The sequence below is a fragment of the Moorena sp. SIO3A2 genome (assembly GCF_010672265.1).
Lineage (GTDB): Bacteria > Cyanobacteriota > Cyanobacteriia > Cyanobacteriales > Coleofasciculaceae > Moorena > Moorena producens.
Window position 1 is genome coordinate 1 of record NZ_JAAHHC010000017.1, and the last position, 14678, is coordinate 14678.

The 14678-nt window shown below is 44.6% G+C and carries 20 protein-coding genes and 2 pseudogenes; 13 read left to right on the plus strand and 9 right to left on the minus strand.

Annotated features, from left to right (window positions below; genetic code table 11):
* The 3 genes and pseudogenes from F6K64_RS19965 to F6K64_RS38995 all read left to right on the plus strand — a co-directional run.
* Window positions 1-198 (plus strand): transposase (locus F6K64_RS19965; RefSeq protein ID WP_287265468.1); only part of this gene is annotated, 198 nt, incomplete at its 5' end.
* A gap of 307 nt (window positions 199-505) precedes the next feature.
* Window positions 506-805: pseudogene (locus tag F6K64_RS38990) on the plus strand (IS701 family transposase); the annotation flags it as partial.
* Window positions 806-1208: 403 nt separating this feature from the next.
* Window positions 1209-1488 (plus strand): annotated as a pseudogene (locus tag F6K64_RS38995) (IS701 family transposase); the annotation flags it as partial.
* Window positions 1489-1777: 289 nt separating this feature from the next.
* Here F6K64_RS38995 and F6K64_RS19975 read toward each other — a convergent pair.
* Entirely contained in the window at window positions 1778-2032 is a 255-nt protein-coding gene (locus tag F6K64_RS19975; protein ID WP_287266156.1) for a hypothetical protein, read from the minus strand.
* 1594 nt (window positions 2033-3626) lie between these two features.
* Here F6K64_RS19975 and F6K64_RS38300 point away from each other — a divergent pair.
* From F6K64_RS38300 to F6K64_RS38305, 5 genes are all read left to right on the plus strand, one after another.
* Window positions 3627-3809 carry a transposase DNA-binding-containing protein gene (locus F6K64_RS38300; protein WP_161603132.1) on the plus strand — a complete coding sequence of 61 codons (183 nt, stop codon included), beginning with the start codon at window positions 3627-3629 and terminating at the stop codon, window positions 3807-3809.
* Between the two features lie 138 nt (window positions 3810-3947).
* A complete protein-coding gene (locus F6K64_RS19980) occupies window positions 3948-4196 on the plus strand; it encodes a hypothetical protein (RefSeq protein ID WP_008180813.1) in 249 nt (82 codons plus the stop codon).
* A gap of 134 nt (window positions 4197-4330) precedes the next feature.
* Window positions 4331-4654, plus strand: a complete 324-nt coding sequence (locus F6K64_RS19985) for a hypothetical protein (protein WP_008180811.1) — start codon at window positions 4331-4333, stop codon at window positions 4652-4654.
* Entirely contained in the window at window positions 4654-4857 is a 204-nt protein-coding gene (locus F6K64_RS19990; protein WP_008180808.1) for a hypothetical protein, read from the plus strand. The genes F6K64_RS19985 and F6K64_RS19990 overlap by 1 nt, the downstream gene beginning before the upstream one ends.
* Complete coding sequence (locus F6K64_RS38305; RefSeq protein WP_353737160.1) at window positions 4854-4961, plus strand: hypothetical protein; 108 nt, start codon at window positions 4854-4856, stop codon at window positions 4959-4961. The genes F6K64_RS19990 and F6K64_RS38305 overlap by 4 nt, the downstream gene beginning before the upstream one ends.
* A 392-nt stretch (window positions 4962-5353) precedes the next feature.
* On the opposite strand, the gene F6K64_RS19995 is transcribed toward F6K64_RS38305, so the two are convergent.
* Together F6K64_RS19995 and F6K64_RS20000 are read right to left on the minus strand one after the other, a co-directional pair.
* Window positions 5354-5542 carry a CAB/ELIP/HLIP family chlorophyll-binding protein gene (locus F6K64_RS19995; RefSeq protein WP_008180807.1) on the minus strand — a complete coding sequence of 63 codons (189 nt, stop codon included), beginning with the start codon at window positions 5540-5542 and terminating at the stop codon, window positions 5354-5356.
* Complete coding sequence (locus tag F6K64_RS20000; RefSeq protein ID WP_044492440.1) at window positions 5539-6540, minus strand: succinate dehydrogenase/fumarate reductase iron-sulfur subunit; 1002 nt, start codon at window positions 6538-6540, stop codon at window positions 5539-5541. Before F6K64_RS20000 ends, F6K64_RS19995 begins: the two co-directional genes overlap by 4 nt.
* A 408-nt stretch (window positions 6541-6948) precedes the next feature.
* Here F6K64_RS20000 and F6K64_RS20005 point away from each other — a divergent pair, with 408 nt between their 5' ends.
* Both F6K64_RS20005 and F6K64_RS20010 read left to right on the plus strand, forming a co-directional pair.
* Window positions 6949-7368 (plus strand): AbrB family transcriptional regulator, encoded by a 420-nt coding sequence (locus F6K64_RS20005; RefSeq protein WP_008180804.1) that lies wholly within the window; start codon window positions 6949-6951, stop codon window positions 7366-7368.
* A gap of 1164 nt (window positions 7369-8532) precedes the next feature.
* A complete protein-coding gene (locus tag F6K64_RS20010) occupies window positions 8533-9393 on the plus strand; it encodes a CPBP family intramembrane glutamic endopeptidase (RefSeq protein WP_008180802.1) in 861 nt (286 codons plus the stop codon).
* 498 nt (window positions 9394-9891) lie between these two features.
* Here the strand turns inward: F6K64_RS20010 and F6K64_RS20015 are convergent, their stop codons facing one another.
* The 6 genes from F6K64_RS20015 to F6K64_RS20040 all read right to left on the minus strand — a co-directional run bounded on the left by F6K64_RS20015 (window position 9892) and on the right by F6K64_RS20040 (window position 12521).
* Window positions 9892-10011, minus strand: coding sequence for a photosystem II reaction center protein J (locus tag F6K64_RS20015; RefSeq protein ID WP_071986820.1), 120 nt, complete (start codon window positions 10009-10011; stop codon window positions 9892-9894).
* A gap of 254 nt (window positions 10012-10265) precedes the next feature.
* Window positions 10266-10385, minus strand: coding sequence for a photosystem II reaction center protein PsbL (gene psbL / locus F6K64_RS20020; RefSeq protein WP_071986819.1), 120 nt, complete (start codon window positions 10383-10385; stop codon window positions 10266-10268).
* An 11-nt stretch (window positions 10386-10396) separates the two neighbouring features.
* Window positions 10397-10531 (minus strand): cytochrome b559 subunit beta, encoded by a 135-nt coding sequence (psbF, locus tag F6K64_RS20025; RefSeq protein ID WP_071986818.1) that lies wholly within the window; start codon window positions 10529-10531, stop codon window positions 10397-10399.
* A gap of 122 nt (window positions 10532-10653) precedes the next feature.
* Window positions 10654-10899, minus strand: a complete 246-nt coding sequence (gene psbE, locus F6K64_RS20030; RefSeq protein WP_008180799.1) for a cytochrome b559 subunit alpha — start codon at window positions 10897-10899, stop codon at window positions 10654-10656.
* Between the two features lie 133 nt (window positions 10900-11032).
* Window positions 11033-12037 (minus strand): photosynthesis system II assembly factor Ycf48, encoded by a 1005-nt coding sequence (locus F6K64_RS20035; RefSeq protein WP_044492399.1) that lies wholly within the window; start codon window positions 12035-12037, stop codon window positions 11033-11035.
* 136 nt (window positions 12038-12173) lie between these two features.
* Window positions 12174-12521, minus strand: coding sequence for a rubredoxin (locus F6K64_RS20040; protein WP_008180797.1), 348 nt, complete (start codon window positions 12519-12521; stop codon window positions 12174-12176).
* A 323-nt stretch (window positions 12522-12844) separates the two neighbouring features.
* On the opposite strand from F6K64_RS20040, the gene ndhC reads away from it, so the two are divergent.
* Genes ndhC through F6K64_RS20055 form a run of 3 tightly spaced genes read left to right on the plus strand, consistent with a single transcriptional unit; the run spans window position 12845 to window position 14473 of the window.
* Complete coding sequence (gene ndhC / locus F6K64_RS20045) at window positions 12845-13207, plus strand: photosynthetic/respiratory NAD(P)H-quinone oxidoreductase subunit C (protein WP_008180796.1); 363 nt, start codon at window positions 12845-12847, stop codon at window positions 13205-13207.
* Complete coding sequence (gene ndhK, locus F6K64_RS20050) at window positions 13204-13950, plus strand: photosynthetic/respiratory NAD(P)H-quinone oxidoreductase subunit K (protein ID WP_008180795.1); 747 nt, start codon at window positions 13204-13206, stop codon at window positions 13948-13950. Before ndhC ends, ndhK begins: the two co-directional genes overlap by 4 nt.
* Window positions 13943-14473, plus strand: a complete 531-nt coding sequence (locus F6K64_RS20055; RefSeq protein WP_008180794.1) for an NAD(P)H-quinone oxidoreductase subunit J — start codon at window positions 13943-13945, stop codon at window positions 14471-14473. Before ndhK ends, F6K64_RS20055 begins: the two co-directional genes overlap by 8 nt.
* The last annotated feature ends 205 nt before the right edge of the window (window positions 14474-14678 follow it).

The following is a 14678-nucleotide window of genomic DNA, read 5'->3' on the forward strand; positions in this document are numbered from 1 at the left end:
TATCTTCCCGAGTATAGTCCTGATTATAACTTAATTGAATTGGTTTGGCATTCAGCAAAAGAATATATTGCCAATCGAGTTTTCAAATCAATTGAAGAATTAGAATGTTTGTTAAATCATCTTTTAAATGAAGGAGGGTTAATTATAAAATGGGTACGAAAAATAAAAAACAAAGGCAATGCTGTTATCACAGTTTAAATGCGCAACAGCTTAATCGAGGCGCGACCCAAGGGCAGTTTACCTGCCCATTGGAATGCGCGCCTCCAAGTAATTTGATTAATAAATTGCCTATAGGTCAATCACGAAACCCAAAAGTTTTGGGTAGTATACTATCGGATTTATGACCCATAACGGTGAAGTTACCGTAAGAATAGGGTCGCCTTAATCAATGGAGGCGCGCTTTCCTATGGCGAATTAAATTACGGGGTCGCGCCTCAAGTTTTAACCCTTCTATGCATAGCTTGTCAACCATAAAGGCGACCCTATTCTAAGGTTTCGTCTCTAGGATGGTAAGACAAAAATAGAACAGGTTTTGGATAGGCTCCAAAACCTTGTCTATTCTAAGGAGTTGCCATTTAGAACTGTATTGATGGACAGTTGGTATGCCAAAAATAAATTAATGTTATATATCGATGGTTTGGGATAATATTATTATTGTCCTCTCAAACGGAATCGACTTGTGGATGAGACTGGCAATCAAAAAGATTATCAAAGAATTGAATCATTAGTTTGGGATGAAAAAGAGTTAAAATCCGGTAAATTAGTAAAAATTAACAAATTTACCTGCTCCAAAAAAGTGAAACTTTGACCGGTAAGTGTCTCCACCGACAAAACGGATTTTATCGCTGTCTTGATGCAGTCGCTCATGGTTTGAATTTACCGTAAGATAGGGTTGCCTTGTCTTGATGCAATAGCGAGTGGGGGAAACCACGGCAGTCGCTCATGGGGGAGACCCCCAAGACCGCGCTGCCTCCCCAAGACCGCGCTGCATCGCTATTAAAAAATATTTAACCCTTTTCTGCATAACCTGCTAACTATAAAGGCGACCCTATCTAAGGTTTTGTCTCCGGGGGAAACCACGGCAGTCGCTCATGGGGGAGACCCCCAAGACCGCGCTGCCTCCCCAAGACCGCGCTGCATCGCTACAAACGATTTATCTCAGAATTATGAGGCGCGACCCAAGGGCAGTTTACCTGCCCATTGGAATGCGCGCCTCCAGGGACGTTGTACAAAAAGAGTGTAAGGTTCGATGTCAGGTTGAGGAGTTTCATCTTAAATTAAAACAATTGACTGGTATTGAATCATGTCAAGGTCGCAAGGGTCGTATTCAAAGAAACCATATTGCTTGTGCTATTTTAGTTTGGCTCTTTCCTTAAAAATTTGGCTTATAAAAGTGGTCAAACAATTTATCAAATTAAGCATGGGCTCAAATCCAATTACTTAATTAACCAACTAAAACGTCCCGACATTACTATGTCTATAGTTTAGTTATTAGACTCTCGCCGTGGTCTAGCCCCCTGGTTGACTGACAAAACTCAACAAGCATAGTCAAAAGACCTTACTGTAAACTAAGCGCCGATACCTCTTCTGCTCGTCCTGTTTTCGGGAAGCCATCGCTGGTGATGGGTCGGGTTTCCCACTTAAAATTAGGGTTTCAAACAACTCCCAACCAAGAGTAGCGTGCAGTCAATACCCATGCCCAACCAATGCATGAGATAACTGTTACCGCGCGCACCAGTGAGGGTCTACAAAACGGCGTAATCCTCGGGCTACGACCTTAGTTCCTTGGGCAGTGAGATAAAGAGTAGCGTACCCCAAGACGAAACACAATCGCGATCAGGCGCTTTGCATTCCGAATCTCACAGCTTTCCAACTCAAAACCATTGGACTTGTCATCAAGAAAGCTCTCTTCAATATCAAAGCGTAAGCCATATTCCCGAAATGTCAGCAAGGGTGGTCGGTTCGTCCCTGACGATGTACCAAAGTTCTCCGCTAATTCCATCATTTGCCAGACCCAGATTAACTGCACCATGCATATTCGGTTTTGTGAATCCAGACATTTTGGAGTAAAAGAGCTTCACCCCGTAGAACATGAAAATCTCGTACTTGAGACCAACCTAACCCATGTCGCCAGACCCAGAAATCACAGACCAATGCGGATGCGATAATGCGTTCCCCAGTTCAGCCAAGGCATACAACATTCACCTGAGTATTGATGAATCCTCTGTCTGCTAGCAGTACAACTTGAACTCTATCTGGGATTAATCGCGACACTGTCAAGAGCTTTGTCATTATAGCTGCCTATCAAGACGCTGCATTAAGAATGCTCCAGTACTCGCGCTCGCCACTGGCACTGCTCTTCCTCGATATACCACAGCTACCCTAATCAGACAATATTGATTCCACAGCATGGAAGTATCCAAGCGAAGGATACAATAGTTCATTTTCCCATCTATTCTTCGCTTCCTGAATCAGTGGGCTATATAACCGTTGTGGATTAATCCGGGGACCGAAGCAACCATCGACTGAATCGACGTTGCGTGACTGTCGCAAACACAGCACTTGAGTGGATGTACATAGTCCATTTTGTCAGATTTACGCTACCTGAGTGAATTAGTCCAACTACCATCCAGACGCCTTGTATGTAGATGCCTGATATCAGCCCATTGTTTGGATTGACCCAATAACGTAACTTCGGCATTATAGAGACGGGAGGTGTTTTCGCTTGTCATCCTGTCTGAGTTTAGTCACCCAGTCAGAATATGGCATTTGTAGCCAATTTGAGAAGGTAACACCTTCCATCACTGGGAAAGGATGAGTCTTCCGTTGGGTAGCGCGCCGCTACACCGATTGCTGCACCGATCGCGCTATGTGAACTTTTGTCAGTCAACCAGGTCTAGCCCCACCATTAGTTGTGCCAGTTGCGTAAGTCCTATATTAAATTCGCTCAAGGTGCGCGCCTCCTAGGGCGAGTAAATCGCCCTTGGGTCGCACCTTCGGGTCGCACCGCCAGGAACGGGCAAGATGCCCATTCCACCTCACTCTTAAAATCATTCCATTATTAAGCAATGCCATCTAATTGGCACAACTGATCCCCAATCCGGGTGCAATACTCCGGTTTAATTCAGTCCCCAGAGGCTTGTAAAGACCTAGCATGCTAGGTCTTTACATTTGTGTAGCCGCAACAATCACCTCGTCAGGGCAAAGAGGAAATACCAGGCAGAGGTAGTATATAGCGCTACGGGCAAGGCCAGAGGAATCCCCCCTACCTTAATACTATCCATTAGGCAAAAGTAGTCGAAACAGTGATAGAGACGTTTGATGTAGGCAAGGATGGGGAGAGGAGTGGTGAGCGTAATTATTAACTGGAGTATAGACTAACAGGGGTTTCCCAAGACTGTGATCGCTAATCTTGAAGTGCGATCGCTAATCTTGAAGTGCGATCGCTAATCTTGAAGTGCGATCGCGCTTAATTCGGTGCAGCAAAGCTGGAGTGGACAGTGAGGCGGAGGTTGTGAGAGTATGAAAGGAAAAAGCCAATCAGGGGATGAAGAGGAACAAATGAAGGATTGGATAAGCCAGGAGATAAATCCGAAATTTTTCAGGACATACGCCACGCAAAAAGATTGAGAAAGACACTTCTGGTCTTAAGTGAGCATCCAGGAGAAACAGTACCAAAAGCGAGTGGAAATGCCAGCGAGAGTCAAAGTATCTACAGATTTTGGTCAAATAAGACAGTGAAAGGGACCGACTTATTGGCTTCACACAGGGAAGGCGTAGTGAGGAGGTGTGTCGGTCGCCGTGAGTAGTGCTGGCAATACAGGACACGACCGACTTGGAGTATAGGACACATCAAGCCACGAAGGGTTTGGGATATATCAATCAGACCAAGCAACTTCGAATCAAAGTTCATAGCTGTATAGCGGTGAGTGCGCGATTGAGAGCCATTGGGACTGCTACATCAGCAGAGTTGGACAAGAAAGCACAGGAGTGGAAAGAAAAAAGAACGCAAGAAAAAAGCGATTCAAGAAAAAGAAAGCTATCGATGGTTAGAGACTCTTACAGGAGCCGAGGAAGGACTAGCCGAAAAAGCGAAGCTCATACATGTTGCTGATCGCGAGGCCGATATCTTTGAGTTGTTCGCCCAAAAGCGCTCTGCCAAAGCGCGAATTACTGATTCTTCGAGAGCAGTATAACCCCAGGGTGAAAGAGGAGATGGGATATCTTTTGCCGACGATTGAACAAAGGCCAATCTTAGGTAAAATGACCATCAACTTAGAGCGTAATCCCAAACGTCCAGCTCGCCCGCGCACTATTACAAATCCGAGGGATGAGAGTCACTCTGGAAGTGCCTCAACATCACCCCAAACCCCACAATCTCCAGCCAGTGGAAATCAATGTACTACTCGTAGAAGAAACTGAGAAACCTGCTGATGGTAGTCCACCCATTCGTTGGTTATTGCTCACCACTCTACCCATTGACAACTTTACTCAAGCTTGGCAATGGGTGCAGTGGTATAGCTATCGGTTGCTGATCGAACCCTTTCACAAAACCGCTCAAAAGTGGCTGACGCGCGCGAAAAACTTCAACTTCAAACCCGAGAGCGTTTACTCAAAGCACTGGCTACTTATAATATTGTTGCTTGGCGATTAATGTGGTTAACTTATCAAGCTCGACTTAATCCCGATGCTTCTTGCCAAGTTGTTTTCTCTCCACCGGAATGGAAGCTCAAGCGACTTCAATTTCAACCCAAAAACCCCTCGAAAAAACCTCCTACTCTTGCGTTTTGCTCTGACGCGGGATTGCACGCTTGGGTGGATTTTTGGCTCGTACTGGAGATGGCGAACCTGGCTTGAAAACTCTCTGGCGAGGGCTTTCTACCTTCTACCATTTGCTTGAAGGTTCACAACTTGCTTCTACATCAAACGTCTCTATCACTGTTTCGACTACTTTTGCCTAATGGATAGACCTTAATAAGGGGGGCGGACAATAGGCAAAGGTGCGCTTTCCGGAGACGAAACCTTGAAGAGGGTCCCCTTATTACAAAAGTTTTAACCCTTTTACGTATAGCCAGTAACCCATAAAGGCGACCCTCTGAATACGGTAACTTCATTCCTGCATCTAATTATTAAATTAGCCACGAGTCGCACCTAAAAGTTGACTACAACAGCGTAGGTGCGCTTGACCTTGGCGAATTAAATTAGCCACGGGTCGCACCTTTTGCTGCTTGTATCAATGTCAAACACCTTAATGGGTAGTGCTATAACCGTCAACCCTCAACCCTCAACAACCGTGATGGTAAGAGCAAAGAAATCTCAAGCTCCCGATCATTATATAGTGGTTGGAAATTCCTTAGAGTAGACCCAGCCAAGTCAACAAACCTTGACCAGTGAGCAATTCCAGTAACAGGATACAAACTAAGGCAACCATCGCAAACCTGCCGTTGATTTGCTCAGCATAGGGAGTCCAACCAAAAGCTGGTTCAGGTTGGTTAAAAGACTCCTCAGATGATTCACTAGAATTGGGTGTTTCAGAACTCATGGCTGCTCAGATCCTTCAGACTCCAAATTTTTTACCGATTCAATTAGCGATCGCACTTGTGATGTCCCTGCTGATGGAGAAAAGCTCAAGGGAAACTTACCTCGAACTAGCATTCGTAATCCCAGTGGTCCTAGGCTCGCCAAACCTTGGATATCTCGAAATGAGTTACCAACCACCTGCAAGCCAAACTTACGCTCATCAATCCAACCTCCCTCTTTCACTAAATCAATTAGGACTTTGCGGTGGCGGATTGGACGACTATCTTGGTCATCAATACCTTCAAGAATATCCTGTTTAATCTTACCGATTTGATCCATAGGAGCCACACCCATCGGGCAAACGGCATTACACATCATACAGCGGGTACAACCCCAGACTCCTTTTGTTCCTTCGTTATATTTCTCCAAACGATTTTCCGTGGTATTATCACGGGAATCTACCACCAGACGCTGTGCTTTAGCCAAGGCATGAGGACCGACAAAATCTCGATTAACTTCTTTGGCATTACACTCAGAATAACAGGCACCACACATGATACAATTACCTGCCTGAGCCAAATGCGATCGCTCTTCAGGACTCTGTAAAAATTCCCGTTCGGGAATCTTCCTAGCAGCAGTGCTGACGTAGGGATCAACAGCTTCTAAGTTATCCCAGAAGCTGCTCATCTCAACGACTAAATCCTTGATTACTGGCATATTCCCCAGAGGTGCTATAGTAATCTCCGGAATTTTAGATTCATCTGGCAGCTGTTGGTTCCCCAATTCATTGCCCACATTTTCCTTACAGGCCAAAGCCGACCGACCATTAATTCGTATGCCACAGCTACCACAAATCGTGTTGCGACAATTTTTGCGAAAAGCTAAAGTACCATCTTGTTCCCACTTAATACGATTCAAGCATTCGAGAATCGTGTTTCCTTTCTCGACATCCAGCTTATAAGTCTGGAGTAGTGGGGCAGTGTTTTGAGTCTGTCGAATGATTTTGAAATCAACTTGCATAAAACTAAGCTCTTGAATATTCCAACATATACAAGGATAATCGGTAAGGTTAAGGGCTAGGGTCAACAGGACTCCTATTCCGGTGAGTAGTTCCTCTTGATAATTAGGCCATACTTGTTTGAGTAGTCCCTCCCGAAGCAATACCGCTCGCTAGTTGACTTCTGGTGTAAGAGTGCTTTCCTTTTGGTATGTTTCCTGGATTATTTCCATAGTTATCATGTTACTGCCCCTAAAGGCTTAGGCAGGGATTGTCTGATCTGTTATTATTGAAATACGTAAAGATTTAAACAAATGATCCAAAATATCTTGTCAACTGAGATAGATTTAACGATATATTTTTAATAGAGCCAAAGTTTGGCGATTAATGATCTTGACCACTCTGAAGTTTAAAGGATATCTCGTGAGATTATGCCAGAGATTTCAAGTACTCCCCTAACTGGTAAAGCATTACTTCAAAAAGTAAAAGAGCTATCACACTTGCCTCGCCGAGAGACAGCCAAGCGTTGCGGCTATTACACTATAACTAAAACAGACCAGACCCGCGTTAATTTAACAGATTTTTATGATGCGGTTTTAGGAGCCAAGGGTGTTCCCCTGGATCCAGAAGGCACAAAAGATGGTCGGGGGCGTGAACCGACTTATCGTGTGAGTGTCCATAAGAATGGTCAAATTGTTATTGGTTCAACCTACACTCATGCCATGGGATTAGAGCCTGGTGATGAATTTGAAATTAAACTAGGCTACAAACATATCCATCTCAAGCAGGTGGATAACGATTTTGAATCTGAAGAGGTATCTACTCAAAAAGCAAAGAAAGCCACCTCTTAGTGCGTGTTCCCTAGCGCTCTCTTGGTGCGCGTTACCTAGCGCTTTGAAAAAGTGCGGGGTGGCACCGCTTTGAAAAAGCTCGGGGTGGCACCGCTTTGAAGTAATCCTTCTTACAGAAAATCCTGCGAGTTTGAAACCCCCGTCTCTCAGCGAGCGGGGATGAAAAACGACCATGTGGGGCTAGCGTTGCCTCGCCGTGAATATTTTTTGGGCACGTGAGCTTTTAAGAATCTGTTACCGACGTGATGGGTAAAGCCCCCGTGATTTATCCGGGGGATAAAACAGAAATTGACGAATAAATTCGTCAATGGATATTTTTTTATTCTGTTGTCGGTAATCCCTAAACTAGCGCTGTCCTATATAATAGGAAGTGAGACAACCAACTTGCCTGAATATAAATAGACAACGTAAAAACCTGTTCAAAGTAATGATACGTGCACCTCGGTTTCGTCTAAGGATCTGGAAGTCTATGAAACGAATAAGGTAGATATTGTATTAAAGTTGATTGTCTCCCATTCTAAAAAGGTAGGGTGGGGCACACCACAACCTGGATCTTAAATCCAAACCCTGGGTTTGAAGTTACCGTTAGAGAGGGTCGCCTTATTAAAAAAGATTTAACCCTTTTCTGCATAACCTGCCGACGATAAAGGCGACCCTCTCTAAGGTTTCGTCTCCGGGGAGATTTGGCCTCTACTGTGCTTGGTTAAAACCAATCATAGCAAGCCGAATCGTTGAGCCAAGAATCCCCATCTATTAGCGAGCGGGGAGTCTCAAAATAATTGAATCGGTACCATAAGGCACAAGCAAACCGCAGGTAAAAAACCTGAAAAAGCTTGGGCTAAGCTCACTATGAGGGAAAAAGGACAGACCCACATCTACTTGGAAAATGTCAATTTTTTAAGCAAGTGGACTGGTTGATCTGCTGAAAAGCTGATCACCTTGAAGAATCATATGTCTACCCTTCGATAGTGGAGGATGCCCCATAAGAAGACAGTAGAAACAAAAATCTTCTTTCTACTACCTGAGGAGTCGGTAAAGCAGGCTATTACTAACCAGCCCGATGTGCTCTGTCCTTAGGGAACTTGGCATAGGAAAAAAGCAGCCGCTTATGATAGTGTAGTTGAGACCTTATAGTAATTTGATAGTAATTTGCCAATCTCGCCAATGGCTATTCTTGATCAGGCAACTAATGGGTCGTTTGTGTCATTAATGACGTCAACTACTCTTTTGAAGGTAGGAACTTTTTTCCTAGCTTGGGCAGTTTTTTGGCTTCCCCTAGCTTTCCCTATAGCTATGGTTTTAAAGTGGCGTCCAAATCAGCCTTTAGCACCAGACCAAAAGTTACCACTACTGGCAGCACTTTACCTGATTGCTCCCCTAATTTTATGGGGAGCTTCTCAACTAGAGGGGGTGCCTTTCTCCGATTACGGATTGGATTGGAAATTAAGCGTTTTAGGGTCTCTAGGATTGGGACTAGGAGTAGGTATTCTCAGCTTAATCATAGTATTTACTGGGCAATTATTACTAGGCTGGGTGAGGTGGAATTATGAAAATTGGCAGCGTTTGGGACCGATATTACTGCCAGTGATGTTATTAGGGCTGTGGATTGGGCTTACAGAAGAGTTAGTCTTTCGTGGCTTCTTAGTGAATCAACTACAGCAGGATTATTCTATCTGGGTAGGAGCAGCCATCTCTAGTGGGATTTTTGCCCTGTTACACCTAGTTTGGGAACAAAAAGATACTATCCCTCAGTTACCAGGATTATGGCTAATGGGAATGGTATTAGTCCTAGCCCGTTGGGTGGATGGAGGCAGTCTGGGTTTAGCATGGGGACTACATGCTGGTTGGATTTGGGGTTTAACTTGTTTGGACTCAGCTGAGTTAATTGCTTACACAGGCATTGGACCAATTTGGATAACGGGTTTGGGAGGAAAACCGTTAGCTGGGATAGTGGGTCTTCTTTGTTTATTGGAAGTTGGGGCTTTATTATTACTGATGTTGCCAGATCAGCTGGTCAACATTTGATCAACATAATAGACTTCGCGGCAGTTGTCGGGAGGGAACAGCGGATCACCGAAACAGTGGACAATAATTGAGGCAAACACTATCAGAAAACTACTTTTGAGGTCTAATCAATATTTAACCTGTTTTAAATTGGCTTTAAGCCTGTCAACAGACTCCTATATATAGCACTACCCATTCAGATTAGGACATTCCTAAACTCCGAAACGTAAGTAATCGCTTACTTTTAGGTGCGACCCGTGGCGAATTTAATTCGCCTACGGAAAGCGCACCTTTGACTTCTGACTTCTAACTTCTCACGCTAAGCGTAGCGCTATAACACTACCCATTAAGGTTAGGACATTGATAAAAGCTGAAAAAGGTGCGACCCGTGGCGAATTAAATTCGCCACGGGTCGCACCTGTGGATTTACTTCATGTTTAATTTCGCGCCTTTCTTGTCGTGCGCGTTACCTTGGCGAGGGAACCTCGCCGGGGTGTTAATCAGAGAAATCGGTCAACCTTACATGGAAGAACCAACTCCCACATAGGCACCATAGAAGAAAAGACCAACCACTACGAGGACACCAGTACCAGCGATAGTGGCAACTATCCATAAAGGAATTCTTCCCCCTCCAGACACAGCTTATACCTCCAATTTTAAATCAAGTTTTTTTTAGATGCAGTTAACGATAGAAGGCTTAATAACTAGTCTTAATAACTAGTAATTTCCTTGAAAAGCCTCCCTAGTGGTAAGGGTTTTGTGCAACTCCTATCAGGAGTAAAGTAGTAAATTCCCGATTAACCGGAAATTACCAGGGAATTAACTAAGAGTCTTTTCCCGTCTACATCCTAGCCTTCTCTAAGATGGAGATTTAGGCGAATCTGTTAAATCAGTTAATTAAAGAAATAACTGGAAAACAGAATACCAAGCACAAAAATCAGTAATAGACCTAAGTAAAGAGACGTCCGATTGAGTTCAACCGGCTGTCTATTGGGATTGGAATTCCGCTCCATAATTGCTTCTCCTATCGTTGAATAAATTGCATGGCTGCGATCGCGCCTAAGAAAAAGACTGAAGGAACGGCTAGGGTATGAACCGCTAACCATCTAATCGTGAAAATCGGATACGAAACTGGTTGATTGGGATTACTGCTAGTCATGATTGTCTGCCTTTATCTAAAAAACCTTTAGGTGCGCTTGACCCATTAAGAATTAAATTCGCTCAAAGTGCGCTTTCCCATGGGCGAGTAAATCGCCCTTGGGTCGCACTTTCGGGTCACACCTATGGAGCAAATTGTTCAACTTGCTGTTTAGCATTGTAGCGGTCGGAAACGATTGGTAGTTCCATCCGCTCTTGAGTAAAGTATTCATTAGGACGGGGTGTGCCAAACACATCGTAAGCCAGACCAGTGCTAACAAAAAGCCAACCAGCGATAAATAGGGCTGGGATAGTAACACTGTGAATGACCCAGTAACGAACGCTGGTAATAATGTCACCAAACGGACGTTCTCCAGTTGTACCTGCCATCGTAGATTCCTCTTACCAACAACCGTTTAGAATTCCATAACTATAATAGTTCTAAGTGCCGTTTTTTTCTACATCTTCAATGTTGAAACATAAAACGAAACTGACTGGCATCGATCATAGGGATTTCAAAGCCCTAAGCTTCCTGGGTATGCGGCTCATACTTGAGTAAAATCCCTTTCTGACCAATTACAAACCCCTGTTCTGGTGTTACAAAGACGATTTTGTAAAAATTGGAGGGAACATCCTTAAGATCCCGGTCTTTTTGCCAAGTTTTTCCACCATCAAAGCTACAAAGCAAATTACCACTGCCACCTGCTAACCAAATTTCATTGGGTGTGCGATAGGCTAAGTCAAGTAATCCCAAGCTGTTGGAAACTTCCGGATACATCGGTTCTTGCCAATCTTCTAGGTCTTCAGCACTGCTAAATTGTACCTGACCACCCCGGGCAAGAATCCACAGACGACCATCGGGGGTAAACCCCATATTCTGAAGACGCTTGGAACTGTAACGATTATGCTGTAACCAAGCACTCTGACCTGGATCCCAAGTGGAGTAAAAGTTACCTCTAGCAGACACAGCCACGTATTTACCATCTTCAGAGCGGGAAATATTACGGGTGACTCCGACCGCCTGTGCTACCTGTGCTTTCCAGGTTTTCCCAGCATCCTTAGTCTGATAAATTGCGCCAACATCAGTGGTCATCTCTGCTGAGTTGGGTCCGAGAGCGAGCACTCTGTTGGGTGAACCTGGTAACTTTTCACTTAAGAGAATGCGAGACCAAGATTCCCCCCCATCAGTAGTATGGAGCATGATCGAAGGTTGACCAACAATCCACCCCTCATCACCAGCAAAGCTTACAGAGGAGAAGCGATAATTTTCATCTCCGAGATCCAAGCCTTTCTGTTGCCATGTATTACCCCCATCCTTAGTCTCAAAAATTGTGGCATAGCTACCCACAATCCATCCATGACTAAGATCCCCCGTAAAGCCAAGGTCTTGCATGGTCGCTTCTGTAGGTAAGGAAATAACCGCCCAAGGATTGTAGCTTATGGATGAAGGAGATTTGCAGCTGACACAAATTAATGCCACCGCCAGTAATATTAAAATTTGTTTCAGCGTTTTCATCAAATATCTCATTATTTCCAGAACTTTTTGAGTATGGCAGCTTTCTCCGTAGGTTTTCAGAACCCAGCAAGGGCGATGGCTTCTAGATCTAAGCTTTGGTGATGCCAGCAGTTGCTCACGTTCAATAAACTTGCCAACTGCCCTGATTTCAGTTCAAACCGTAAAGGCTCAGAAAAAATAAAAAGCCTAATCCTAAAGCGCTAAAAATTAAAAGGTTTTTTTGTGCTGGTGTCATGCGGTTAACACCTAAGCCATAGGTAAGATTCTCCTGAAATCCAGACGGGGCATTAACAGCACCAATATTAATAAACTGAATTTTCGGAGCGCTGCACACTGGACAGCGCCAATCATCTGGCAAATCCTTATATAATGTCCCTCCTGGAACATTGCGATTGCTATCTCCCTTAGTCGGATCGTAAACATAGCCACAAGCACGGCATTCATAGCTGCTGGGTGCTTGTTCAGCTAGGGTTTGCTCTGGGGCTCGTTCAGTCATTGCTCTGTAAGCTTAAGCAGCAAATCTTAATAACTATGTTAAAAAATATTATCACACACTAAGGGTCAGATTTTCTTAACTTTTGATTTAAGCTCAGGAGTTTCTCCCCAATGCCTGACCGGATTTTTGATCAACCCTTGAAATGGTAGGGTCTTCTAGGCAAAGCGATTACCCTCAACTACGAACAACCTTGAAGTCTATGGTAGTCATTGGCTTTTGAGAACCAACCACTGATCCCTGAGGACCGTTCAAAAGGGCAGAGCACCTATAATAAAGTTTGTAAAGAAGTACTAACGCCAGTTTTTACCTGGCACTGACCAATTGTGTTTGTTCTTAGCGGTTACGAGTATCTCTTAGGCTTCATACTAGCTTGCAGCTTAGTGCCCCTACTAGCCCTGTCGGCTTCCAAGCTTTTGCGACCTAGCCATCGGGAGCCAGAGCGACGCACCACCTATGAATCTGGTATGGAACCAGTGGGGGGTGCTTGGATTCAGTTCAACATTCGTTACTATATGTTCGCCCTGGTGTTCGTGATTTTCGATGTTGAAACTGTATTCCTCTATCCCTGGGCTGTCGCCTTCAATCGCCTGGGATTACTGGCATTTGTGGAAGCCCTAATTTTTATTGCAATTCTTGTGCTTGCTCTGGTTTATGCTTGGCGCAAAGGAGCCTTGGAATGGTCATGAAATCTAATCTTACAAAGGATAGTGCTGCTATAGAACAGCAGCAAACAAACAAAATTCTTAACCCGATTGAGCGAACCCAAGTCACTCAAGACCTATCGGAAAATGTAATTTTGACTACAGTAGACGACCTTTACAACTGGGCGCGGCTTTCCAGCCTCTGGCCGATGTTGTATGGTACGGCTTGCTGCTTCATTGAATTTGCAGCAATGATTGGGTCGCGGTTTGACTTTGACCGTTTTGGTTTGGTTCCTCGTTCTAGCCCCAGGCAAGCGGATTTAATTATCACAGCGGGTACCATAACTATGAAAATGGGACCAGCACTGGTTCGTCTGTATGAGCAGATGCCAGAGCCGAAGTACGTGATTGCCATGGGAGCTTGTACTATCACTGGCGGCATGTTTAGCGTTGATTCTCCAACAGCAGTCCGTGGTGTGGATAAATTGATTCCAGTGGATGTCTATATACCTGGATGCCCCCCTCGTCCAGAAGCAATCATGGATGCTATTGTCAAGCTTCGCAAAAAGGTGGCTAACGAGTCGATTCAGGAGCGTGGTCAGCTCAAGCAAACCCACCGTTACTACAGCACCACTCACAACATGAAAGTGGTACCAGAGATTTTGACGGGTAAGTACCTGCAATCAGAGGAGCGCTATACTGCACCCAAACAGTTGACCGAGGAGATGGGAATAGCAGTACCACCAGCACTCAAATCCTATCAAAAGCAGGAGGTAAAGCGTGGCTGAAGAGTCAAAACCAGTAGAGCAAACCACACAATCCTCTGAGATAGTTGAAGCGGGAAAAGTCTCCGGATGGCTCAAGGAAAACGGTTTTGACCATGAGTTCATGGAGCTGGATCACCTAGGCGTTGAGGTACTCAAAGTTCAACCAGATGTCTGGCTTCCCATTGCTACTGCTCTGTACGCCTATGGGTTTAACTACCTCCAATGTCAAGGAGGCTATGATTTTGGTCCTGGGGCAGACTTGGTGAGCTTTTACCACTTGATTAAAGTGAGTGATAATACTGATCAGCCTGAGGAAGTGCGTGTAAAAGTATTCCTACCGCGAGATAATCCTAAGGTTCCCTCGGTGTACTGGATTTGGAAAGCTGCTGATTGGCAGGAGCGGGAAACCTACGATATGTTCGGTATAGTTTTTGAAGGACACCCTAACCTGAAGCGGATTTTGATGCCAGAAGATTGGGTGGGTTGGCCTTTGCGGAAGGATTACATATCACCGGACTTCTACGAATTACAGGATGCTTATTGATTAGCTATGGGTTTGTGATCGTTTCCCTGATGCGATCGCAAACTCAACATCGCACTTTCCTCACTCCCTAAGAGGGCTGATGGGTTATAGTCAAATCAACTTACTTAGGATTCTCGATGACCTGATCAGCTTTTAGCTTCCAGGAAAAGAAGCCCCAAATCTGCAAGGGTGATCGACCACCCATGGCCTACGGCCAAGTGTGAGT

Excerpts from the sequence above, each read along its gene's own strand:
- psbL (WP_071986819.1), bottom strand. The coding sequence starts at position 10,385 with ATGGAGCGGAATTCCAATCCCAATAGACAGCCGGTTGAACTCAATCGG.
- F6K64_RS20010 (WP_008180802.1), top strand. The coding sequence starts at position 8,533 with ATGGCTATTCTTGATCAGGCAACTAATGGGTCGTTTGTGTCATTAATG.
- F6K64_RS20035 (WP_044492399.1), bottom strand. The coding sequence starts at position 12,037 with ATGAGATATTTGATGAAAACGCTGAAACAAATTTTAATATTACTGGCG.
- psbE (WP_008180799.1), bottom strand. The coding sequence starts at position 10,899 with ATGGCAGGTACAACTGGAGAACGTCCGTTTGGTGACATTATTACCAGC.
- psbF (WP_071986818.1), bottom strand. The coding sequence starts at position 10,531 with ATGACTAGCAGTAATCCCAATCAACCAGTTTCGTATCCGATTTTCACG.
- F6K64_RS19995 (WP_008180807.1), bottom strand. The coding sequence starts at position 5,542 with ATGAGTTCTGAAACACCCAATTCTAGTGAATCATCTGAGGAGTCTTTT.
- F6K64_RS20005 (WP_008180804.1), top strand. The coding sequence starts at position 6,949 with ATGCCAGAGATTTCAAGTACTCCCCTAACTGGTAAAGCATTACTTCAA.
- F6K64_RS19975 (WP_287266156.1), bottom strand. The coding sequence starts at position 2,032 with ATGGTGCAGTTAATCTGGGTCTGGCAAATGATGGAATTAGCGGAGAAC.
- F6K64_RS19990 (WP_008180808.1), top strand. The coding sequence starts at position 4,654 with ATGTGGTTAACTTATCAAGCTCGACTTAATCCCGATGCTTCTTGCCAA.
- F6K64_RS19985 (WP_008180811.1), top strand. The coding sequence starts at position 4,331 with ATGAGAGTCACTCTGGAAGTGCCTCAACATCACCCCAAACCCCACAAT.
- ndhK (WP_008180795.1), top strand. The coding sequence starts at position 13,204 with ATGAAATCTAATCTTACAAAGGATAGTGCTGCTATAGAACAGCAGCAA.
- F6K64_RS20040 (WP_008180797.1), bottom strand. The coding sequence starts at position 12,521 with ATGACTGAACGAGCCCCAGAGCAAACCCTAGCTGAACAAGCACCCAGC.
- F6K64_RS20000 (WP_044492440.1), bottom strand. The coding sequence starts at position 6,540 with ATGCAAGTTGATTTCAAAATCATTCGACAGACTCAAAACACTGCCCCA.